The organism is bacterium (assembly GCA_035527515.1).
In the GTDB taxonomy this organism is placed as follows: Bacteria; B130-G9; B130-G9; order B130-G9; family B130-G9; genus B130-G9.
Genome location: DATLAJ010000020.1, coordinates 1 through 18,520, shown reverse-complemented (window position 1 = coordinate 18,520; position 18,520 = coordinate 1). Strand labels below are relative to the sequence as shown.

Sequence of the window (18,520 nt, the reverse complement as noted above, 5' to 3'; positions counted from 1 at the left end):
CTGTCGATCTCTGAGACGAAGATTTACGTTCCTCACAAATCGCACCCGGAGGGTCCGCAACCGGGTTGGTCTCTATCGTCTCCTGGGAGCTGACGAGCGGAAGAGGTTCAGGCGTGCCTGCCCCCCCCCCCGATATTCGGCGGAAGCGTGGCCCAGGCGAGAGCGCCGAGCGTTGCCGCCACCACGATACACAGCAAGAAGATGCTTCTGCGGTTCATCACACTTACTCCTTCCTACAAGTTACAGAACTGGCCCCGCACTTGTTTCAAGAACAATGTAAAAAGAAATCGAACAATTGTCAACTGTTCTCTTGTGCCCAAGAATCATATTGACGGTGATTAAACTTGTATGGACAACTGGTCTTGCGTTTGCACTCGGCGATTGTCGGGAGCGCGATGAGTTTTACGATTCGCACCCGTTGAGTGATTTGGAGTGCGGTGGCTTGAAGCGGCCAGTTGTAGGGGCTGTCCCAAAATCGGGCATCGTAGGGGCGATTCACGAATCGCCCTGGTCTAATCCGATCGGGCACCTTAAGGGCGGTTCGTGAATCGCCCCTACGCGAGGTCGATGTCGTTCTATAGCCATATTTGGGACACCAGGCCCGGCTGACCACGGCACCCCTTGATCTTGACAACCTGTCCGATTTCCTGTATCATTTCTGCACGGGAGGACAGCAAAATCTCCATGAGCCGACTTATGGGACAGCCTCTAGAATACGGGTGTGATTAATCGGGTTACTATCGATGCACTGTCAGATAGCCCCAGCGCTAACCGAGGCATCTCCTTATCGGCTAGGTGACGCGCCCTGAGACTTGCGGGTGCCCGCCATGTATTGCCAAATGGAAAAGCCAAGCGCTATCGGGCTCACGGAAAGTCGCCTCGCCAATGCCTCGAGCATGTCACGCGACTCAGAATACGAGCCCGGCCTAACACCGGCCCGCTTCACAAAACGCAGGATCAGGCCGTCAGGAGCGATGGTCTCGATGCCAGCGAGCATCTTGAAGTAATCGGCGGTCATGTTGCCTATGCCGGGCAACTGCCTCAGCCGGTCAACGTTGGCTGCTTGCTCAAGCCAGATTCTCAGGCTATCCCGTGTCTCGATCCCCTCGTTGTGCAGGAAGTACGCAGCCCCGAGAATCCGCTCGATCTTCACCTTCCCATTCCAGCGTATCAGTGTCCTCAGGCCGACTGCATCGGCAAGGGCAAGGAACCCGCTCGTCGTCCGCGCCTCGGGATATTCCTCCCTCAGCGAATCGACGCGAGGTCGAACGATCGCCTCGTAGTTCATGCCTGACTGAAGTATGGCATCCACGATGATCGCACCGATGTGGTCGTGGGTCTGCGCCAGCGATTCATCGACCGCGAAATCAGGCAGCGAGCGAATGTAGCTCGCAAGCGACTTGGCTTTATGGCGTGCTTCGTCCGAAATGTGCTTCATACTTGAAATGATACAGCAATCAATACTACGTGCGCCTGAAGGGCTCCATGTTCAAGCGAATGCGCCGCGCTGCAAATGGGGGTCCGCCGCGCGACGAATCCCTGTTTGGTATCTTGGTCCAATTGCAACGGCCGAGACGGCGAATTCGGAAGCCGACCACGGATTAGGACACGGAATATGAGCAAGCCGCCATGGGCAGTCATTGTTCTGTCAAGATCCTTTGGCTCCCGAGTGGTCTAGGTTTACTTGAGCAAACACGGGAAGACCTGTCAAGAGCATTTTGACGTGCGGAGCAAGGAGCAGTGAGGGACACGAGAAAGTGTCTGAGGTGCCACCAGCGAATCCTACCAAGGCTCAGATTGACTGGTGGGCGTGTAATAGTGGCCTACTACGTCTTCTCACGGAAGGCACGATGGAAGCAGATGGTCTCGATGAAATCGAAGCGCTGGAGCAGATTTACGAGAAGGTTCGGGAATTACAAAAGGACGAACCAGCGATTGACGTGAGGGGCCTGATTTATGATTGGGCCGAAGTTGAGTTCGAAGACCACGAACGACAGGAAGAGCAATAGGCCTTCGCACTAGCATCCGCGAGGGAGCAACAAGATGACAACCGTCTTGTACAGAAGTTGGGGCACCGGACCTGACGTTGGTGTAAAGATATACCCTAACTGCGCTGCACGAATGGCAACCGTTCCACGCCAAGGGGAGCTACTATCCAAGTCTGGGATGACGCCTAGCGCAAATGTTTGAATCCGTCAACGGTCGAAAAGGTCCTTAATCCATTTAGGTTCCTCGATTTCCGCTACTTGAATAATGGACTCCGGTTCTTCGGCCTTCTCAATCTCCGCTTCGGCCTCAAGAAATCTCTTCAACGCTTTAAGCTTTGATATGTGCAATTCAGCTGCTTCCGCGACCGTCTTCGCTCCAGAAATATCGGGCGGCTGAGCTTTCTTGCCAAACATCCTGTCCGTGATCAAGACTGTATAGTCATGTAGCTCCCTGAACTCTGGGCGTTCAGAGGTCGGGGAAGAGCCGTTTTCTGTCTTCAGTTTTTCCCACACCGTAATTAGTTCCTCAGTCTTCTTCTGCTTCACCTCATGTGCGCCCATTAGGCGTCCTCCAAATGTTGTTATGTAATTACAAATCACTCCATCTACTACTATATGCTCCGAACGGTTGTTCTGCAACGTCCAGACATGTATTCCGGATCGGAGGTCGGAATAGGCGATTGGTGCATTCCGAGAACTCACCTTGTTGCTCACGTTTGCGCCGTTGTACGCTGCGCTGTGTGCGATTCTCCACGTATAGGACGTGTAAGTAACACTCAAACGAACCTTGCCGAGCAGGAAACAACGTCCGATCTAGTGCTTGAACCGGTTGTGTGTCACGTGAGGACGGGACGTAGGTGAATTGAATGGCCTATTGAAGCGAGCAAGCGACGAATCAAACCGCAAAACTACGTGGGGATGTAGAACCGCTTCAACAAGCAACGGTAGTCTCACCCGATAACGAGCCAACATCGGCCTCTTCGCCAGAGACTTGGCTGATTATCCTTCGTACCCATTCCGGCGGGCATTCGCCACGCAATCGGCTTTGTTCTTATAGCCCTCTGCAGAAGCACCAACAATCCTCCCGTTCGGGGCAATACGCCGCCAACGCCACTCGCCTCGTGCATCTTGGTAGAATTCCCATTTATCAGCCATTCCTATTCACCTCCTTTGTCAAGAGAGTCACATTATCGGTCGTTTCAGAATAGACGCTCTTGCACGCTGTTTGTCAAGACGTGTCTCTGCGATCAGCGTATTAACAGGCTGTTTCAATGGAGTTATCTGCCGGTCGATGCCATGCGGAAGAACGTGTCCCACCTACTGGCATACAAAGTGTCAATGTGACAACAACGGAACCGGCCCAATCAGCCTTGATCAACTCACTCAACACTGCACTTGTGTAAGGCCTTGGTCGCCGAATCTCAACGTCCGAAGCTGTGTCATTGTTGTGTCATTTGTATATGGTAAGGTCAATCAGAATCAGGCAATATAGGGCAAAATGGTATTGGGCGGCTTCTGCGGTCGGAATCGCCGGGAGGGCGGCTAAAGGGCTATGAGCCGTGCAGGATTCGAACCTGCGACCCTCTGCTTAAAAGGCAGATGCTCTACCTACTGAGCTAACGGCCCATGGGCTTCTTTTATCTCAATGCGCCGTTTTTGCAACCCGAACCTTAGCGGGCCTCAAAAGCCGGTCGCGGAACTTGTAGCCCGGCTGGACCTCGCCAATGACGTGGTTGTCCGGCACCTCATCAGTTATCTCTTGACTGACCGCCTCATGGAAATTGGGGTCGAACTCCGTGCCAGTGCTACTGATGCGCTGTAGCCCGCGACTTCTGAGGATATCGATCATCTGGTCGTGGACCAGTACGACCCCTTCTAAAAGCGGGCCATCCTGCCCAGCCTCTTTCGCCGCCGCAATAGCCCGCTCGAAGTTGTCGATGGTGGTAAGAAGTTCCCCGATCAGCTCCTCCTCACCGTAGTGGGCGATCGCCTGTCTCTCCTTGGCCCAGCGCTTCCTGAAGTTATCAAACTCGGCCTTCAGGCGCCGGAGGTCTTCAAGGTATTCATCTGCCTTCGCGGCCTTTTCTCTCAGTTCTTGGAGCTCTTCTTTGTAAATGCTCGTTCGGCGCTTGTCAGCCTTGAGAGACTGATCATTGCTCTCCGACTCATCGTGACAGTCCACGTCTTTTTGCTTCATTTCCCTGCCATGTCTTAGATCAAGTATAGGCAATGATCACAGATCAAAATATCTTCTCAGCGATGCGCTGAAAGGCGCCTGTCCTATGGTCAGACACATCCTCACCCGAAACTCTCGCAAACTCCTTGAGCAGAGCCTCTTGCTCCGCCGTCAGCTTCGTGGGGGTCTTAACCGCCAGTTTAACCAGCATGTCCCCTCCAGAATAAAAACCGCTCCCAGGCACACCCTCGCCCTCGATGCGCAACACTGTTCCCGTCTGCGTGCCCGGAGCCACAGTCAGCCTTCTGGACCCCCGCAGGGTCGGGACCTCTATCGTCGTCCCCAGCACTGCTTGAACAAATGAGATCGGCGCCTCACACACAATATCGTTATCTCGTCTCTCGAAGAAGTCATGCGCCAATACGTGGAACACAACATGCAGGTCCCCGGGCACCCCGCCAGGCACATCGTGCCCCTTCCCTTTCAGCGTTATGTAGTTGCCAGTTTCGACACCTGATGGGATGTCAACGTGCAGTTTCGCCTTCTTCTTGACGAGCCTCTTCCCCCTGCAAACTCGGCACCTAGACTTCACAATCCTCCCAGCCCCTCCGCACCGCGGACAGGTGGAACTAATCTGCACAAACCCAAGTCCAGAGAGCAATGTGCCTCTGCCCCGGCACGTCGGACACGTTACAACGTCGGCCGCAGACTCCGCACCAGAGCCGCCGCAAGACGGACAAACGATTAGCCTGGTAACCTCCATCTCTTGGGCCTTACCAAAGACGGCGTCCTTGAAAGATATGTCCAGGTCGAATCGAGCGTCCTCGCCCCGGGGCACAGAACGCCTCCTCGAACCAAAGCCGAAGAAGTCATCAAAAATATCACTGAAACTCGAGAAGATGTCGCTCGCACTGGTGAAACCACGGTACCCAGAGTTCTGAAGCCCTGCGTGGCCAAACCTGTCATAGATGCTGCGCTTCTCAGGATTGATCAGGACTTGGTATGCCTCAGAAGCCTCCTTGAATCGAGCCTCTGCCTCAGGGTCATCGGGGCATCGGTCTGGATGATACTTCAGAGCAAGACGCCGGTAAACCTTCTTCAGCTTGTCTGGAGCGGCGGTCCTTGCTATGCCAAGGACCTCGTAATAGCACCTCTTACTCATCAAAGACCGTCAACGCCTAAAGTCAATGACCGGACGAGGCAGCATGCGCGCCTGTGTCCGGCGCGGGCTTGGCGGCGGGCTCGCTCTTGTCTGCTGAATCGCGCTCCTTGGAACTGTCGTGGCTCTCAGTGACTCCTCCGCCCTTGCCGGTGGGCTTGCCGCCAGCCCCGCTGTTGCGCCCATAATCGTTCACGTAAAAACCAGGCCCCTTGAATATCAGGCCCGGAGCCCCTATTAGGCGTTTGAGCTTGCCCCCACACTTAGCACAACGCTCCGGCCCTTTCTCATCCACATCATGAAGAACCTCGATGTGATTCCCGCAATTCTCGCACTTATATTCGTAAAGAGGCATCAGTCACTCCCAGCCATTATACATATCTCAAAAACGCGTAGTGAGATATTCAACTGTAGCTCAGTCGGACTTCTCACCCCATATCCAATATAGAACCAGACTCGCCTTCTGTCAACAGTTGCGAGCCCCCCCAAATTGCCCCGACAGCTCTACATTCTCCGCATCATTAACAGAAGCACGCCAGATTGTGTTCCTGACGCCGCTCTCCCCCGGCGCACATGCTTTCCGACACAGCAAGTAATGCTGAGTTAACCCGGATGATTGACAGATACGGCAATCGGACGGCCGAAAACCTACGAGGCGCGTTTCAGTCCCACGCCGCCGATCAGCAATCGCATCGGCTTCCAGGACTGGGCAAGGTCGGTCTCGTTGGCGAAGTAGAGAGTGAGCCTATGTTGGCCGGCAAGGAGCTTCACCGTGAGGTAGTAGGGCGCCCACTCAGGGTGCTTGATGAGCAACGTCTGGACGTAGTGCCCATCTATCATGACGCCAACCCACGGCGGGAACACATCGACGGGTGAGCCCTTCGCCAACACCGCGATGCTATACTCCCCGCCTTCGCACCTGATCGACGCACTACACGACTTGCGGGATAGATCGATATATTCCACTGTCTCTCGAGTTGTTGGGTCAGAAAGGCCTGACCAGTCGTACCAGAAGTCGCCGTTTCTGCCCGGAAGCGTCTCAAAAGCTAGCGTGCCGACCGTGGCGCCGCATTTGCCCAGGTCGAGCTCGTAGTCGAACCAGTGCCGATCGTCTGGGTTGCCGCACGCATTGAGAAACCGGTCCAAGAGAACGACCGGCTGTGCATTCTCATCGCCTCGGGTTTGCGGATAAAAGAGGATCTTAAACAGAGCGCCGTCTCCGCCTCTGTCCCAGATCTTCTCAGATATCCCAAGCCCAAAGGAGAGCGTAGTGTCAGGCCATATCACGGTCGGATAGAAAATGGCCCGCGGGGGGTGCACAAATAGCGTCTGGCGGACGTCCCCATCGATATTGAACCGGTGGTCCCCCACCATCGTGCCGGTCTCGTAGATGAACCTGTCCTTGAAGCGCTCGTCGGTCGGCCACCACTCAGTATAATGAAAGGCGACCTTTCGGTCGGTTTGCCCGCTCTCGCCCCTGGTATCAGGCCCGAAGTAGATGTAACTCAGCGAGAGCCTGTTTTGGCCTGTTCTCTGCAGCTCGGCAGGCACGAACGTCTGATACTCGTGCCATCCGGGCAGAAGCGTTATCTCGCGAAGACGCTTGCCGTTGAAGGAGACGACCATTCTTGGGAGGAGATTATAGACGAAGCGCGGCTTGGCTCTGAACGTCAGGAGCACATCGTTGGGCTTCTCAACGCTAACCGCGAGCACCGATTCGGCGCCTCTCCCCCACACGATACGGGCGTCCCCTGGCTCGTCCCAGCCTGACAGCAGATTCTGAGCGTTGCACGGGTCGGCCAGGACGGAATTGGGCGAGAGAATCCCGCTCGGGACATCATAAACCTGGTCGAGCAGGTGAGTTTCCTGCCTTCGCCGCAATAGCACGTTCGTGTCCCGGCGGCCGGAGAGCGCCTCCTCGATCACGCTGCTCTCTCTGCCCTCGGAAAGCGCAGGAACAATGCCAACCGAAAGCGCGCTCGCTGGTATCAGCGTCCATGATCGCGCCGAGACCATCGTCGTCTTCTGCATCTCATGGGCCTTCTTGACAAGCCGACGCAGCAGAGACCGGGTCGCTGTCAGCTCGTATGTCCGGAAGTACCGGTCAACGAGCGCCTCCGCTCGGTCTGCGGCGCCGTAAGCCACAAGGGTCGAGGCGGCGCTCGAGACCTGCTCTGCCCGAACCTGCGAATCATAAAACTGCGGCTTGAAATCACGAAACAGGTGCAACAGGACAGCCGCCTCGTCTGGCATGTCCAGCCGCAGAAGTGCCCTGAGCAGGTTGTTCTTGGCTTGCCAGTTCTCAGGATAGAATCTCAGCGATGCAAGATAGCACTTGGCAGCCGCGCGCTGTGCGGAGCACGCCTCGAGAAAAGTGCCAAGCACGTTCAGAGAATACGCCCTGGCTCTGCGCCGCTGAAGTATGGTGATACGGTCTATGATTGCCACGCCATCTGCGTTTGCCACACGAATCGAAAGCTCTGCGGCTTTGCCCCCAAGTCCTCGCAGACCAAACATGTAATCTGACCACTTGACCCAATAGACCGTGTGCGAGCCAAGAGTTTCCCCGTTGGCTGACACAGCAATCTTGGGAGGCTCAGAGGAGAGCTGATCGGCCTTTGCCCGGACGAGGAGCCCGTATGCGTCGTGCGGGACCTCGAGATGGATTGCCAGCGGGTTCTGGGGATCTATCCGCCGACCACCTGGGAGGCCGTATCTATCCGTAACCTCCCTGTAAACAAGAGGGACTGTTCTCCTGAGCTCTATCTGCTCGACTTGGAGAGAGCATACTCCCCCAGGCTCGAACTTAAGGCCGAGCTCGATGGCCGACGCCGACACGTTAACCGGGCAAGTGAAGACTCGACTCGAGCTGCTCGAGGCGCGCACTTCGCCCACCTTCAGGCCATCGATAAAAGCAAGCAGGATACCTTGGCCCTGACCATCAACTGAGCACGCAACGCTTAGCTCGTATCTGCCGCGGGCGAGCCTTTCCAGCCGTTTTGAGAACTGCCGGTTTATGCTCAAAACAAACGGCTCTGGCAGCATACGATATGAGAGCAGCGGCTGGCTTAACTCCTCTACCTCGTATGAAAGCGGCGACAGAAAACGCGTAAGAATGGCCGATGACCATATCACGAGCGCGATGATAGCCGATACCGAGGCCAAACCAACAAGCGCCTTGAGCGCTCTCACCGCCTGCGCCCTCGATGCGCCTCGTCCGTCCTGCACTCTCGTCCTCCCGCTCTGAGCGGCTCGAACCTGTGCCCCTCTACAGCTTCCAGGCCTCCCAGCAGACGGTCTCGTCAAGCGAAAGCCTGCTCTTGGGTCTTGGCGAGTCGGCAGGATAGCCCATGGTCAGAAGCTGCACAACGCGGACATCGTTAGGAATGCCTAACACCTCCTTAACCTTGTCCTCGTAAAAGGAGCCGACCCAACAGGTCCCCAAACCCTCAGCGGTCGCAGCGAGGGTCATGTGGTCTATGGCGATCGCAACGTCTATTGAATACGCCAGCTGCCCACATCGCATCAGCCGTTCATCAGTCTTGGCACAGCACGCGATAACCACGGGCGCCTCGCCCAGGAAACCCTGGTTGTTGGCTGCTTGCATCATGCGCTGGCGCCTGTCGTGGTCGGTAACGACAACGAAACGCCACTCCTGGCGGTTGTTTGCCGAGGGGGCGAGCCTCGCCGCATCGAGCACTCTTAAGAGAATCTTCCTGTCGATAGCGTCTGGCCTATATGCCCTGACGCTTCTTCTTTTTCTTATTGCCTCATAAACGTCCATAACAGAAGTCTCCTTATCTGATTTCGGCCTACATGCTAACTGCCGATTCGAGGCTCAACGACATCTACAACATTATCGCAGTGCGTCGTGCAAATCAAGATCTCTGCATGACCCGAATAATCAGATTGAAGAGGGGAATGTTGTGGCCGCCTCGGGGATGGGGCGCATGGGATTCTGCCCGAAAGGGCACACCACGGGTAGCCGCAGGCGCAGCCTGACGGTAATAAGGAAAGCTCCTTATGATAACCTCCCGTTGCGTTGCACGCACGGCTACCCACGGTATCCCCTGTCGGGGATTGCCCGCACCCCGAAGCCTAACCAGAGGAAAACCCCGAGCTAGCGACTCGAAAGCAGAATACGAAAACTCCCATTTTGCACCGCCTGAAAAATCAAATTGACAAAAACAGCGAGCGACCTCTTGGAGTGCGGCGGCTTGACGCCACAATCCCAGAATCAGCCAACGGGTGCGACTCAAAAAACCACCGCGAGCAGTTGCAAATGAAGTCTGCAAGAGTTAAGTTTGGCAGCGGTTATGACATTTTGCAGTAAAATAGTGGTTCCCCTACTCTTGACAGGAGTCCAGGCACAGAATATGCCAGCTGGCATGGCGATAGCGCCCGCTGAACAGGGCATTGCTCATCAGGTTGCGGCCGCCCTATCCGCGGTGTTTGGCGACGTTCTCTCAACCTTCAACCTGCTCTTTGACAGGCCTGTGCCCGTAATCTTGGGCGCGATGGCCATCGCTCTTCTGCTTCTATTTCTAGGATGGAAAATCTACAGGATCACGCTCGTGATGTTCGGGCTTCTGGCGGGGGCGACGCTTGGCTTCCTCTTCGGAGACTGGATCAGCGCTAAGTTCGCGATCCAGTCGGCAGCGATTCCAGTAGCGATCACGGTCGTCCTGGCACTTCTGCTGGGGATTCTTGCGGTTCCATTTGTGAAGCTAATGGTCTTTGTTTTCTGCGGGTTCTTGGGCTCGGTCTCTGCAAGTTACCTCTGCCAACGACTGGGTTTGGGGTCCTCGGTGCTTTGGACTGCTGCGTCGTTTGTCATAGTTGGATTACTTTCGGTATTGCTGATGCGACATGCTATGATACTGTTCACGTCCCTGTTAGGGTCTTACGTCCTCGTAGCGGGAGCTATGGCGATGTGCCATAGGTTTGGGGGCATTTTGATAGCCAACAGGATGAATCTTGTTTGGCCGATGATTGCCTGGCTTGTGTTGTTCCTACTTGGGGTCCGGGCTCAGGCTGGGAGAGGTTCGGAGAAAAGGCACATCAGCTAGTTTTGGCTGTTATGTGATTACTATAAACAGGAGGTTTTTGACCGTATGGTGGATTTGGAAGATCTGCAACCTAACCAAGAAGAAGGTCCGGACGAGGTCTCGGACGATTCAAGTGGTCTGGAGGATTCGTCGGATGCTGTGGGTGACTCAGGGCCCGAAGAATCTGAGGCCACAAGCTCCGAGGAGCTCGAATCAGAGTCACGCAAGGCACATGGCTTTACGGCAGAGCAGTTGTTCATGGAGGACGAGGATGAGCCCCCAGATGAGAGTCTAGGCGAGTTGGAGAGGGAGCCGGAGCTTGACCGCGATGCCTTAGAACAGCTTTATGACGAGAGCATGAAGGACCTTAAGGAAGGCAACATTGTTACTGGGCGTATTATCGAGGTTGACGATACAAGTGTGCTTATCGACATCGGGTACAAGTCCGAGGGCATTCTACCGCGCAGTGAGTTGGAGGATGCCCTGTTTCCTGTCCAGGCACAGGTAGGTCAGGAGATAGAGGTAGTCCTCGAGGCAATTGAGAACCAGGACGGCCGTGTCATGTTGTCGAAGCGCCGCGCCGATCGGCTGAGGTTCTGGGACGACCTCAAGGCGAGCTTTCAGAACAATGAGCCTGTAGAGGGAACGATCGTCAGCCGCAAACGAGGGGGATATACGGTAGACCTCAAGGGCATCAAGGCCTTCTTGCCTGGGTCCCAGCTGGACCTACATCCCGTTCGGGACATGGACGAGTTCGTTGGGAAGACATTTCCGATGAAGATACTCAACCTTGAGGTGCAAGGCACGCACAGGAACATCGTCCTTTCGCGGCGGGCGGTTCTTGAGGCGGACCTCCAGGACCGCATCGAGTCGACTTTGTCGAAGCTTCAGGAAGGCAGGACAGTCAAGGGCATAGTCAAGAACATAACCGATTGGGGGGTCTTTATAGACCTTGGTGGAATAGACGGTCTGCTTCACCGTACCGACATCTCTTGGGGTCGGACGGAGCATCCGTCTCAGTATTTCAATGTTGGGGATGAGGTGGAGGTGATAATCCTTCGCTTCGACAGGGAGCGTAACCAGGTTTCACTGGGCTACAAGCAGAAGACGCCTGACCCATGGCAGCACGTTGAGGAGAGGTATTACGAGGGCAAAAGGGTTAAGGGTCATGTTGTGAGTTTGAAGCAATATGGGGCGTTTGTGGAGCTTGAGGAGAGCATCCAGGGCTTGCTGCACGTGTCCGAGATGTCATGGACCAAGCGCATCGAGCACCCTTCACAGGTCATAAACGAAGAGGATGTGATTGATGTCGTGGTTCTGCGGGTTGACGCCGCTGAGCGGAAGATATCATTGGGCCTCAAGCAGTTGACGGAGGACCCATGGCTTCGGATTGCTGAGATGTATCCAGACGGGTCGAGAGTTACAGGAATCGCGCGTGAAATAAGCCACATCGGCGCCAAGGTGGAGATCGATGAGGACATAGTCGGCTTCTTACACAGAAGCAACATCACCTGGAGCAGGCACATGCGCCATCCCGGGGACATGCTCGAACTGGGCGACACGCTGGACCTCGTGGTTCTGGGTTCCGACCCGAAGGCTCATAAACTCTCGCTGGGACTCAAGCAGATCAAAGTGGACCCGTGGGAAGGCATCGAGCAGGAACTCAAGCCGGACATGATTATCACCGGCAAAGTGATAAACATCCTCGACTTCGGCGCATTTGTTGAGGTCCGTCCTGGGGTTGAGGGCCTCGTCCACATTTCGGAGATAGCTAACAAGCGAATCGGTCACCCAGCTCAGGTTCTCGATCAGAATCAAGAGGTCCAAGTAAAGATACTTTCGGTGAGCCAGCAGGACCATCGTCTGAGCCTAAGCGTCAGGGAATGCCTCGATGAGGAGCAGGAGCAGAGGATGATGGAGAAGCTTAGAAAAGCTCAGGAGCGAGAGGCCGCCCGGTTGGAGGCGAAGCGGGAGAGGGATGCGAAAAAGAGCCAAGATGAGAAGCTAACCAGCCCTTCCGACGAGATTGCCAAAGATGGGACAACGCCTTCGAAATTGCCTGAGGCGGAACTTTCACAGACAGAACCGGAAAGCCCACTTCAAGAAACAGCGCCTCAAGATGTGCAAAAGCCAGAAGAGAGCACAGCAGAAGAGCTGACTGAGGAGACAAGGCCGGCGCCCGAACCGGGGGAGCCCACGGAGGAAGCTGCCCAGGCCGAGGAGGTTGATGCCGAGACCGCTCAGCCCACGGAGGAGCAGCCCGAGGACATGACCGCTCTTGAGCCGCCGGAGCAAGAGGCAGCGCAGGAGCGAGCCCAAGAGGTCGAACCGGTCCCTACCGAAGATGTATCGCCGCCGGAACCGAGGGAGCTGGACACTAGCGAAGAAGCACAACAGGAGCCAGGGGCTGAGGAGCAGGAGCGTTTGGAGACCGTGGAGCCACCAATGCCTGAGGAGCAGGAGCGTTTGGAGACCGTGGAGCCACCAATGCCCGAGGAGCAGCCGCTCGAGGTCGGCGAGGGGGATGAGGAGTCGCCTGCGCCAAGTGAAGAGATTGATGAGCAGGTCGAGGAACCTGATGCGGCTGAGTCGCTGGCCGTAGATGAGACAATGAAAGAGACGGCGCCAGAGGAGACAGAAGACGAGGCGGTCGTTCAGGCAACACCGGACGATTCGGAAGTGCTGCCCGGGCCAGACCCAGGGGACGAAGCGCAGAAGAAGGAGTAGCGGGCGTAGAGTTGTTTAGCCGGGGCAACACGGTAGGCGTCCAGTGTGTTTCTGCGGCGGCTCAAACAACTGGGAGAAGTCGCGGGATGTGTGGCGAAACGTGAGAGTTGAGATGCACGGCGCCACACCTTGTAGCATGAAGTGTTTTTTTGAGAGGTTCAGTAGGTCAAACTACAGATTGATGCACTTGGAGTCTCGAAAAGGACGCTAATGCGTAGTCACACGGACATAAAATCGGAGAAAATTGTCAAGCAGCTCAGGGAGAGCGTAGATGAGGAGCTCCGCATCTTCACCACACAGGGAACCAACTATCGTGGTACCGTAAAGGAGGTTACGGACGTTGATGTCGAGCTGGTTGACGTCAAGGCGTGCGACGGGGTCGATTTTTGGAACAGCCGCTACACGTATCCGCCCAAGGTCCTGATCCTTCTTGAGGAGATCACGATAGTTGAGGGCGGAGTGGCCGACAAGGACGAAAAAGACTGGCTGGAGCGGGTCTAAGCGTTTATCTGCGAATTGGGCGCGTATATCAGGCCATTGTGGCTCGCGGGCCTACAGGACACTCACAGGTTCCTCTATGCATCCTCAGAGAGGAGACCTTCGCCGTTCAGGACGGCTACAATCAACGTCAACGAGGCCGAACGCTCTAACCGGACGGGAACCGGCCACTTGCTTGAAGAGTTTTACATGCGAGGAGCTGCTGTAGCTGGGCTCCATCACTTGACTGATTCTGCCACTATGTTTGAGGCATCGTTGAATGCAGGTTATTTTTGCTCCTTGGAGACTTGATTACATTTTGTCAGATAAGAAGTCAGAAAGCTGCATCTTCTGTGAGATGGTCGCAGCCCAGAGCGACGAGGCAATGCTGGTTGTCCACCGGACCTCGCGGAGCATAGTGGCCCTCAATCGCTATCCATATAACAACGGGCACCTCATGGTTGCGCCGAGTCGGCATGCAGGTTCTCTGACGGAGCTCGACGATGAGGAGCTTCTCGATGTATTCAAGACAGTGAGGCTCTGCGAGATAGTTCTAGCCAATAGCATCAGACCCGAGGGACTGAACATAGGGATCAACATCGGCCGCTGCGCAGGTGCGGGGGTTTTGGGCCACGTTCACATTCACATCGTGCCACGGTTTAGTGGGGACAGCAATTTCATGACCACGGTGTCCGAGGTGAGAGTCATTCCCGAATCACTCCCCGACACGTTTCGGCAGCTGAAACCAGTATTCACCGCAATCGGCGCCGACAATGACAGCAAGACATAGGCTTCGGATAGCACTTGCCTTGACGGTGATCTGCCTGGTCGCCGTTTTGTCCTATTTCATCTTCTCGTCCCACAGAACCAGGCAACACGCATCAGCTTCAGTGGGATTGCCGGAGGGGTGTGTGGGCGATGCAATCGTGATCAAGGGCTTTCGACAAACGGTCGCGGAGAGTGCTAGAACGATCTACGAGCTATGGGCGAACAAAGCGACGCTCAAGATGGATACGAAGGAGTACTCGCTTGAGGGGGTGCTTCCGGCGAGCACCTACTTCGGAGAGAAGGGCCGGCACATCTCGTTCAGCGCGGACGAGGGCATCTACGACCCCCACTCAGACAACGTGATACTGCGGCGTAACGTCATGGCGATGCTCTCAACTGGGCTAACACTCAAGTGCGATAACGTCAGCTTCAGTCGCTCCACGATGACCGCATCGAGCCGCTGCCCAGTGGTTGTGACTGGGGAGGGGATTTACTTCCAGACGAGAGGGTTCTCAGTCAATCTTCCGTCCTGCGAGATACTCTTTCCTTCCGTGGTTCACCTCGAGATTAAATCCTCGCCCCAGAAGTTCCTGAGATTCCTCGAGAAAGATACCGAGAGCGCTGGGGCCACGTTGAAGGATAGCTTTGCGCTCAGCGCTGAGCAGATGCTTGTCCACACCAAGACAAAGACCGCTGAGTTGGTGGGTGATGTCATACTCAGGTCCGGGCAGGACGAGATAATAGCCGAGAAAGTTCTGTTTGGCTGGGGGGATGAGCTTCGAGAGATCAAATGGGCCAAGCTGAGCGGCAACGTCGTGATCAAATCGCAGGACGGAGCGGTTGGGTGTGAGAAGGCCGAGTATCGCGATGATGTCCTCGTTCTTCAGGGCAAGCCGCTATTGATTCACGGCTTCGCGCGGCTGATGACCGCCAACCGACCCAGGTCTCTTCTGCCGGGAGAGACGATGTCGTGGCCGACACTGTTCTCGAGCTACCGGAGTCGCCAAAGAGAGGCTGGCCAAGCATACTTCCTCTCGACTAGAGATAGGTTCGACTTGCTCCACTCCGCCGCACGCTATCTTGGCTGTAGCACGCTGAACGCGGCCAAGATGACCTACAAACAAGTGCCGAACGTATTCTCCGCCTCGGACGGTGTGGTCCTGTCGCTTGCCGAGTTTCCAGGGATATCTAGTTCTGCGTCCTCAATAAGTCTAAAAGTCGCAGCGGAGGCACTCGAGGCGGACCTTGGCGAGCGGCTAGCGCTCTTCAAGGGGGATGTCCACATGGTGTCAGGCTATAACTCGATCAGGGCCGGCGCTCTTGCGGTCAGAATCAAGGGCTCAGACGAAGAGGGCCTAAAGATACAGTCGCTGGACTTCGCTGGCTCGGTCAGGGCGAACGTGTGGGCGCCGAACAGGTCCAATAATGGCTCTCAACCGGCAGAGTCTCGGCCAGCTGAGCTGCTCGCAGACAAGCTTTCGGTCAATGTGGCCTCGGGCAAGGCCCATTGTTCGGGCGATGTCTCGGTCCACTGGCAGGATCGGTCGCTCCGCTGCAAGAGGCTTGACATGGCCTTCTTGGACGGCATGTCCGGGCTCGATTGGCTCGTAGCCAGGGATGACGTGGTGATCGAGGCTCAGGGTCGGATCGCGACTGGGGGCAAATTCGTGCTCGAGGGGGCCAGCCAGGTTGCCGAGCTCACACGGCAGCCGAAAGTGTGGTATAGCGACAATGTAATAGAGGGGCGAAAGGTGCTCTATCAGCTCAAGACTGGAGATTTGAGCATCATCGACAACGTCAGTGGCGTGTTTTACAACCAGAAGGAACTCAAGATGGGGAATGGCCGTGCAGGGGGCAAGAAAGGCAGCCTCGATAAGAGTGAGTCGCTGTTGGCGAGCGAGTCGCTCCGCAAGCCTGGCAAGATCGAGCTTCGTGCGGACCGGCTTGACTACAATGAAAAGACCATGCAGGGCTCTTATTCGGGTGGGGTCGTTCTTCGGAAGGGCGAGTCAGTGTTCTCAGCGGACACGATCAAGATGTCAGGGGACCCCGTGGCTGGCCAGATAGGAACGCTTGAGGCGGAGGGGAACGTGCGGGTTCAGGACGGGACGAAGGTCCTGCGTGCCGAAAAGGCCTTATACTACGACGACGAACAGAAAGTCGTGCTGCTCGGGATGCCGAAGGTGTTCGAGCTGGGGAAGATAATCACGAGAGGAAAGGTCGTTACGCTGTATTTGGGCAAGCAAGAGTACGAGATTGAGGGCGAGGAAAACAACAAGATCAAGACAACTATTTTCGTTCCCAATAGGCAATAAATGCAGGTTTCCCGTAGGGGGACGCGTTTGAAAGTCAAGCAGGCTGAGTCGGCGAAAGTTGGAGAGGAGATATCCGCGACGAGGAATAAGAGCTCTTCTGGAGTCGGATGCGGCTCTGGCTCTGATTGCCTGCGCTGCGTGGGTCTGTTGAAGCAATACCAGGGTCGGACGGTGGTTGACCGGGTTGGTCTTGAGGTCAAGCGAGGTGAGATAGTTGGCCTGCTGGGGCCAAACGGTGCTGGCAAGACAACGACGTTTTACATGATTGTCGGTCTGGTGAAGCCTAACGGAGGCACCGTGCTGCTCGGTGAGGAGGACATCACGGGACTTCCTGTGTTCGCTAGGGCGAGAAAGGGCATCGGGTACTTGCCTCAAGAGGCCTCGATATTCAAACGGCTCTCAGTCAAGGACAACATCAGGATCGTCCTTGAGAGCCGTCGTCTCTCCAAAAGGGATGTCGAGGAGCGGATAGATGAGTTGCTGGCGCTTCTGGACATCAAGGAGTTGGGCGATTCTATGGGCTACACGCTTTCTGGTGGTGAGAGAAGACGTGTGGAGATAGTTCGCGCTCTTGCGCTCTCGCCTTCGTTCATGCTGCTGGATGAGCCGTTTGCAGGGATCGATCCAATTGCTATAATCGATCTTCAGGAGATAGTGCGTAAGCTTCGCTCTCTAAAGATTGGGGTCTTGATAACCGATCATAATGTTAGGGAGACGTTGAAAATAACTGATCGAGCATTTATAATCGATGGTGGCAAGATAATTAGGGATGGTGATCCAAAGTCGATCGCCGACGATGATTTGGTTAGGAAGATATACTTGGGACACAATTTCGATCTATAATAAGTTGCTCAAAGGGTAATGAGCTTTGGCTGAAGACCTCTCCAACAGGCACAGGCTGTCCGCGAGGCTTGACCAGCGGTTAACGCAGAAGCTGGTGCTTACGCCTCAGATGCGCCAGTCGTTAGAGATGTTGCAGATGAACGTCCTCGAGCTGGAGCAGAAGATACTTGCGGAGCTGACCGAGAATCCGCTGTTAGAGGAGGTTTCCGACCTCGAGAAGTCGCCAGAGGAGGATGCGACCCCAACCACTGATCCCGAAGATGAATCGCTCGATGAGGTGATGTCTCTTCTTCTGAAGCGCAAGTCCGACGATGGCCCTGATGAGGACGAGTTCCGGGTCCCCGTAATCGAGCGCTGGCGCGGAGACAGCGACATCGTGGACCCGGCAGTGTATGAGCGGATCTTGTTCAAACGCGAGAATCTCGCCGACCATCTCATGGACCAGCTACACCTCGACAGGCTTTCGGCAGATGACTTCAAGATCGCAGAACGGATAATCGGAAATATCGATTCTGACGGGTTTTTGCGTGTGCCGCTGAAGCTCATAGCAGGGAACGCGAAAGTTGACGTCGAGAAGGTCAGGCAGATACTCCGCCTCATTCAGGAGTTTGATCCGCCGGGAGTTGGGGCAAAAGACCTCAGGGAGTGCCTCAAGATACAGCTGCGGAATCTATTTGCGGAGCACGAGGTTCTGTCTGATACGGCGCCATTCTCGAAGAGGCTATGGGCCTTGGTTCAAAAAGCCATAGATGCGCATTTCGGCCTTCTAGTGGGTCACAAGTACGCCGAGCTGCGAAAGGCACTCAGGATTAGCGACTCTACGCTCAAGAGCATTGTTTCGCTAATTGAGACGCTGGAGCCGAGGCCAGGAAGCGCTTTCGACCTTGAGAGTGGCATCCCGGTCGTGCCGGACGTCTATGTCGTCAAACATGGCTCAAGGTTCGTCCCTATCCTCAACGAGCAGAAGCTGCCCAGACTCAGGATCGTCCGGAACTATCAGGAGAGCCTTGGGGTTGATC

17 protein-coding genes and 1 tRNA gene are annotated in these 18,520 nt (G+C 55.5%); 9 read left to right on the top strand and 9 right to left on the bottom strand.

The genetic code is table 11. From position 1 onward, the window contains the following. The first annotated feature begins 334 nt into the window (after window positions 1-334). Window positions 335-547, top strand: a complete 213-nt coding sequence (locus tag VM163_01205; protein ID HUT02494.1) for a hypothetical protein — start codon at window positions 335-337, stop codon at window positions 545-547. A 237-nt stretch (window positions 548-784) separates the two neighbouring features. On the opposite strand, the gene VM163_01200 is transcribed toward VM163_01205, so the two are convergent. Further along, a complete protein-coding gene (locus tag VM163_01200; GenBank protein ID HUT02493.1) occupies window positions 785-1,438 on the bottom strand; it encodes a hypothetical protein in 654 nt (217 codons plus the stop codon). Window positions 1,439-1,850: 412 nt separating this feature from the next. Here VM163_01200 and VM163_01195 point away from each other — a divergent pair, with 412 nt between their 5' ends. Further along, the gene (locus VM163_01195; protein HUT02492.1) at window positions 1,851-2,009 is read left to right on the top strand and encodes a hypothetical protein; all 159 of its coding nucleotides are present in this window, start codon (window positions 1,851-1,853) and stop codon (window positions 2,007-2,009) included. A 186-nt stretch (window positions 2,010-2,195) separates the two neighbouring features. On the opposite strand, the gene VM163_01190 is transcribed toward VM163_01195, so the two are convergent. The 8 genes from VM163_01190 to VM163_01155 all read right to left on the bottom strand — a co-directional run bounded on the left by VM163_01190 (window position 2,196) and on the right by VM163_01155 (window position 9,107). Then, window positions 2,196-2,549 carry a hypothetical protein gene (locus VM163_01190; GenBank protein HUT02491.1) on the bottom strand — a complete coding sequence of 118 codons (354 nt, stop codon included), beginning with the start codon at window positions 2,547-2,549 and terminating at the stop codon, window positions 2,196-2,198. Window positions 2,550-2,987: 438 nt separating this feature from the next. Further along, entirely contained in the window at window positions 2,988-3,143 is a 156-nt protein-coding gene (locus VM163_01185; GenBank protein HUT02490.1) for a DUF1508 domain-containing protein, read from the bottom strand. Between the two features lie 398 nt (window positions 3,144-3,541). Next, a tRNA-Lys gene (locus VM163_01180) sits at window positions 3,542-3,614 on the bottom strand. Between the two features lie 16 nt (window positions 3,615-3,630). Next, window positions 3,631-4,185, bottom strand: a complete 555-nt coding sequence (gene grpE, locus VM163_01175) for a nucleotide exchange factor GrpE (protein HUT02489.1) — start codon at window positions 4,183-4,185, stop codon at window positions 3,631-3,633. 43 nt (window positions 4,186-4,228) lie between these two features. Further along, window positions 4,229-5,326, bottom strand: coding sequence for a molecular chaperone DnaJ (gene dnaJ, locus VM163_01170; protein HUT02488.1), 1,098 nt, complete (start codon window positions 5,324-5,326; stop codon window positions 4,229-4,231). 22 nt (window positions 5,327-5,348) lie between these two features. Further along, a complete protein-coding gene (locus VM163_01165; GenBank protein ID HUT02487.1) occupies window positions 5,349-5,678 on the bottom strand; it encodes an FmdB family zinc ribbon protein in 330 nt (109 codons plus the stop codon). Between the two features lie 293 nt (window positions 5,679-5,971). Continuing rightward, window positions 5,972-8,551 carry a hypothetical protein gene (locus VM163_01160; GenBank protein HUT02486.1) on the bottom strand — a complete coding sequence of 860 codons (2,580 nt, stop codon included), beginning with the start codon at window positions 8,549-8,551 and terminating at the stop codon, window positions 5,972-5,974. A gap of 40 nt (window positions 8,552-8,591) precedes the next feature. Continuing rightward, window positions 8,592-9,107, bottom strand: a complete 516-nt coding sequence (locus VM163_01155; protein HUT02485.1) for a nitroreductase family protein — start codon at window positions 9,105-9,107, stop codon at window positions 8,592-8,594. 592 nt (window positions 9,108-9,699) lie between these two features. On the opposite strand from VM163_01155, the gene VM163_01150 reads away from it, so the two are divergent. From VM163_01150 to VM163_01120, 7 genes are all read left to right on the top strand, one after another. Beyond that, entirely contained in the window at window positions 9,700-10,392 is a 693-nt protein-coding gene (locus tag VM163_01150) for a hypothetical protein (GenBank protein HUT02484.1), read from the top strand. 45 nt (window positions 10,393-10,437) lie between these two features. Next, on the top strand, window positions 10,438-13,098 hold the full coding sequence (locus VM163_01145) for a S1 RNA-binding domain-containing protein (GenBank protein ID HUT02483.1): 2,661 nt from the start codon (window positions 10,438-10,440) through the stop codon (window positions 13,096-13,098). Window positions 13,099-13,308: 210 nt separating this feature from the next. Further along, complete coding sequence (locus VM163_01140) at window positions 13,309-13,599, top strand: hypothetical protein (protein HUT02482.1); 291 nt, start codon at window positions 13,309-13,311, stop codon at window positions 13,597-13,599. A 295-nt stretch (window positions 13,600-13,894) separates the two neighbouring features. After that, window positions 13,895-14,365: an HIT domain-containing protein gene (locus VM163_01135; GenBank protein HUT02481.1), complete on the top strand. Its 471-nt coding sequence runs from the start codon at window positions 13,895-13,897 to the stop codon at window positions 14,363-14,365. Further along, window positions 14,349-16,658, top strand: coding sequence for an LptA/OstA family protein (locus VM163_01130; protein ID HUT02480.1), 2,310 nt, complete (start codon window positions 14,349-14,351; stop codon window positions 16,656-16,658). The genes VM163_01135 and VM163_01130 overlap by 17 nt, the downstream gene beginning before the upstream one ends. Window positions 16,659-16,787: 129 nt before the next feature. After that, the gene (gene lptB / locus VM163_01125) at window positions 16,788-17,501 is read left to right on the top strand and encodes an LPS export ABC transporter ATP-binding protein (GenBank protein ID HUT02479.1); all 714 of its coding nucleotides are present in this window, start codon (window positions 16,788-16,790) and stop codon (window positions 17,499-17,501) included. A gap of 25 nt (window positions 17,502-17,526) precedes the next feature. After that, a partial coding sequence (locus VM163_01120; protein ID HUT02478.1) for a hypothetical protein occupies window positions 17,527-18,520 on the top strand: 994 nt, incomplete at its 3' end.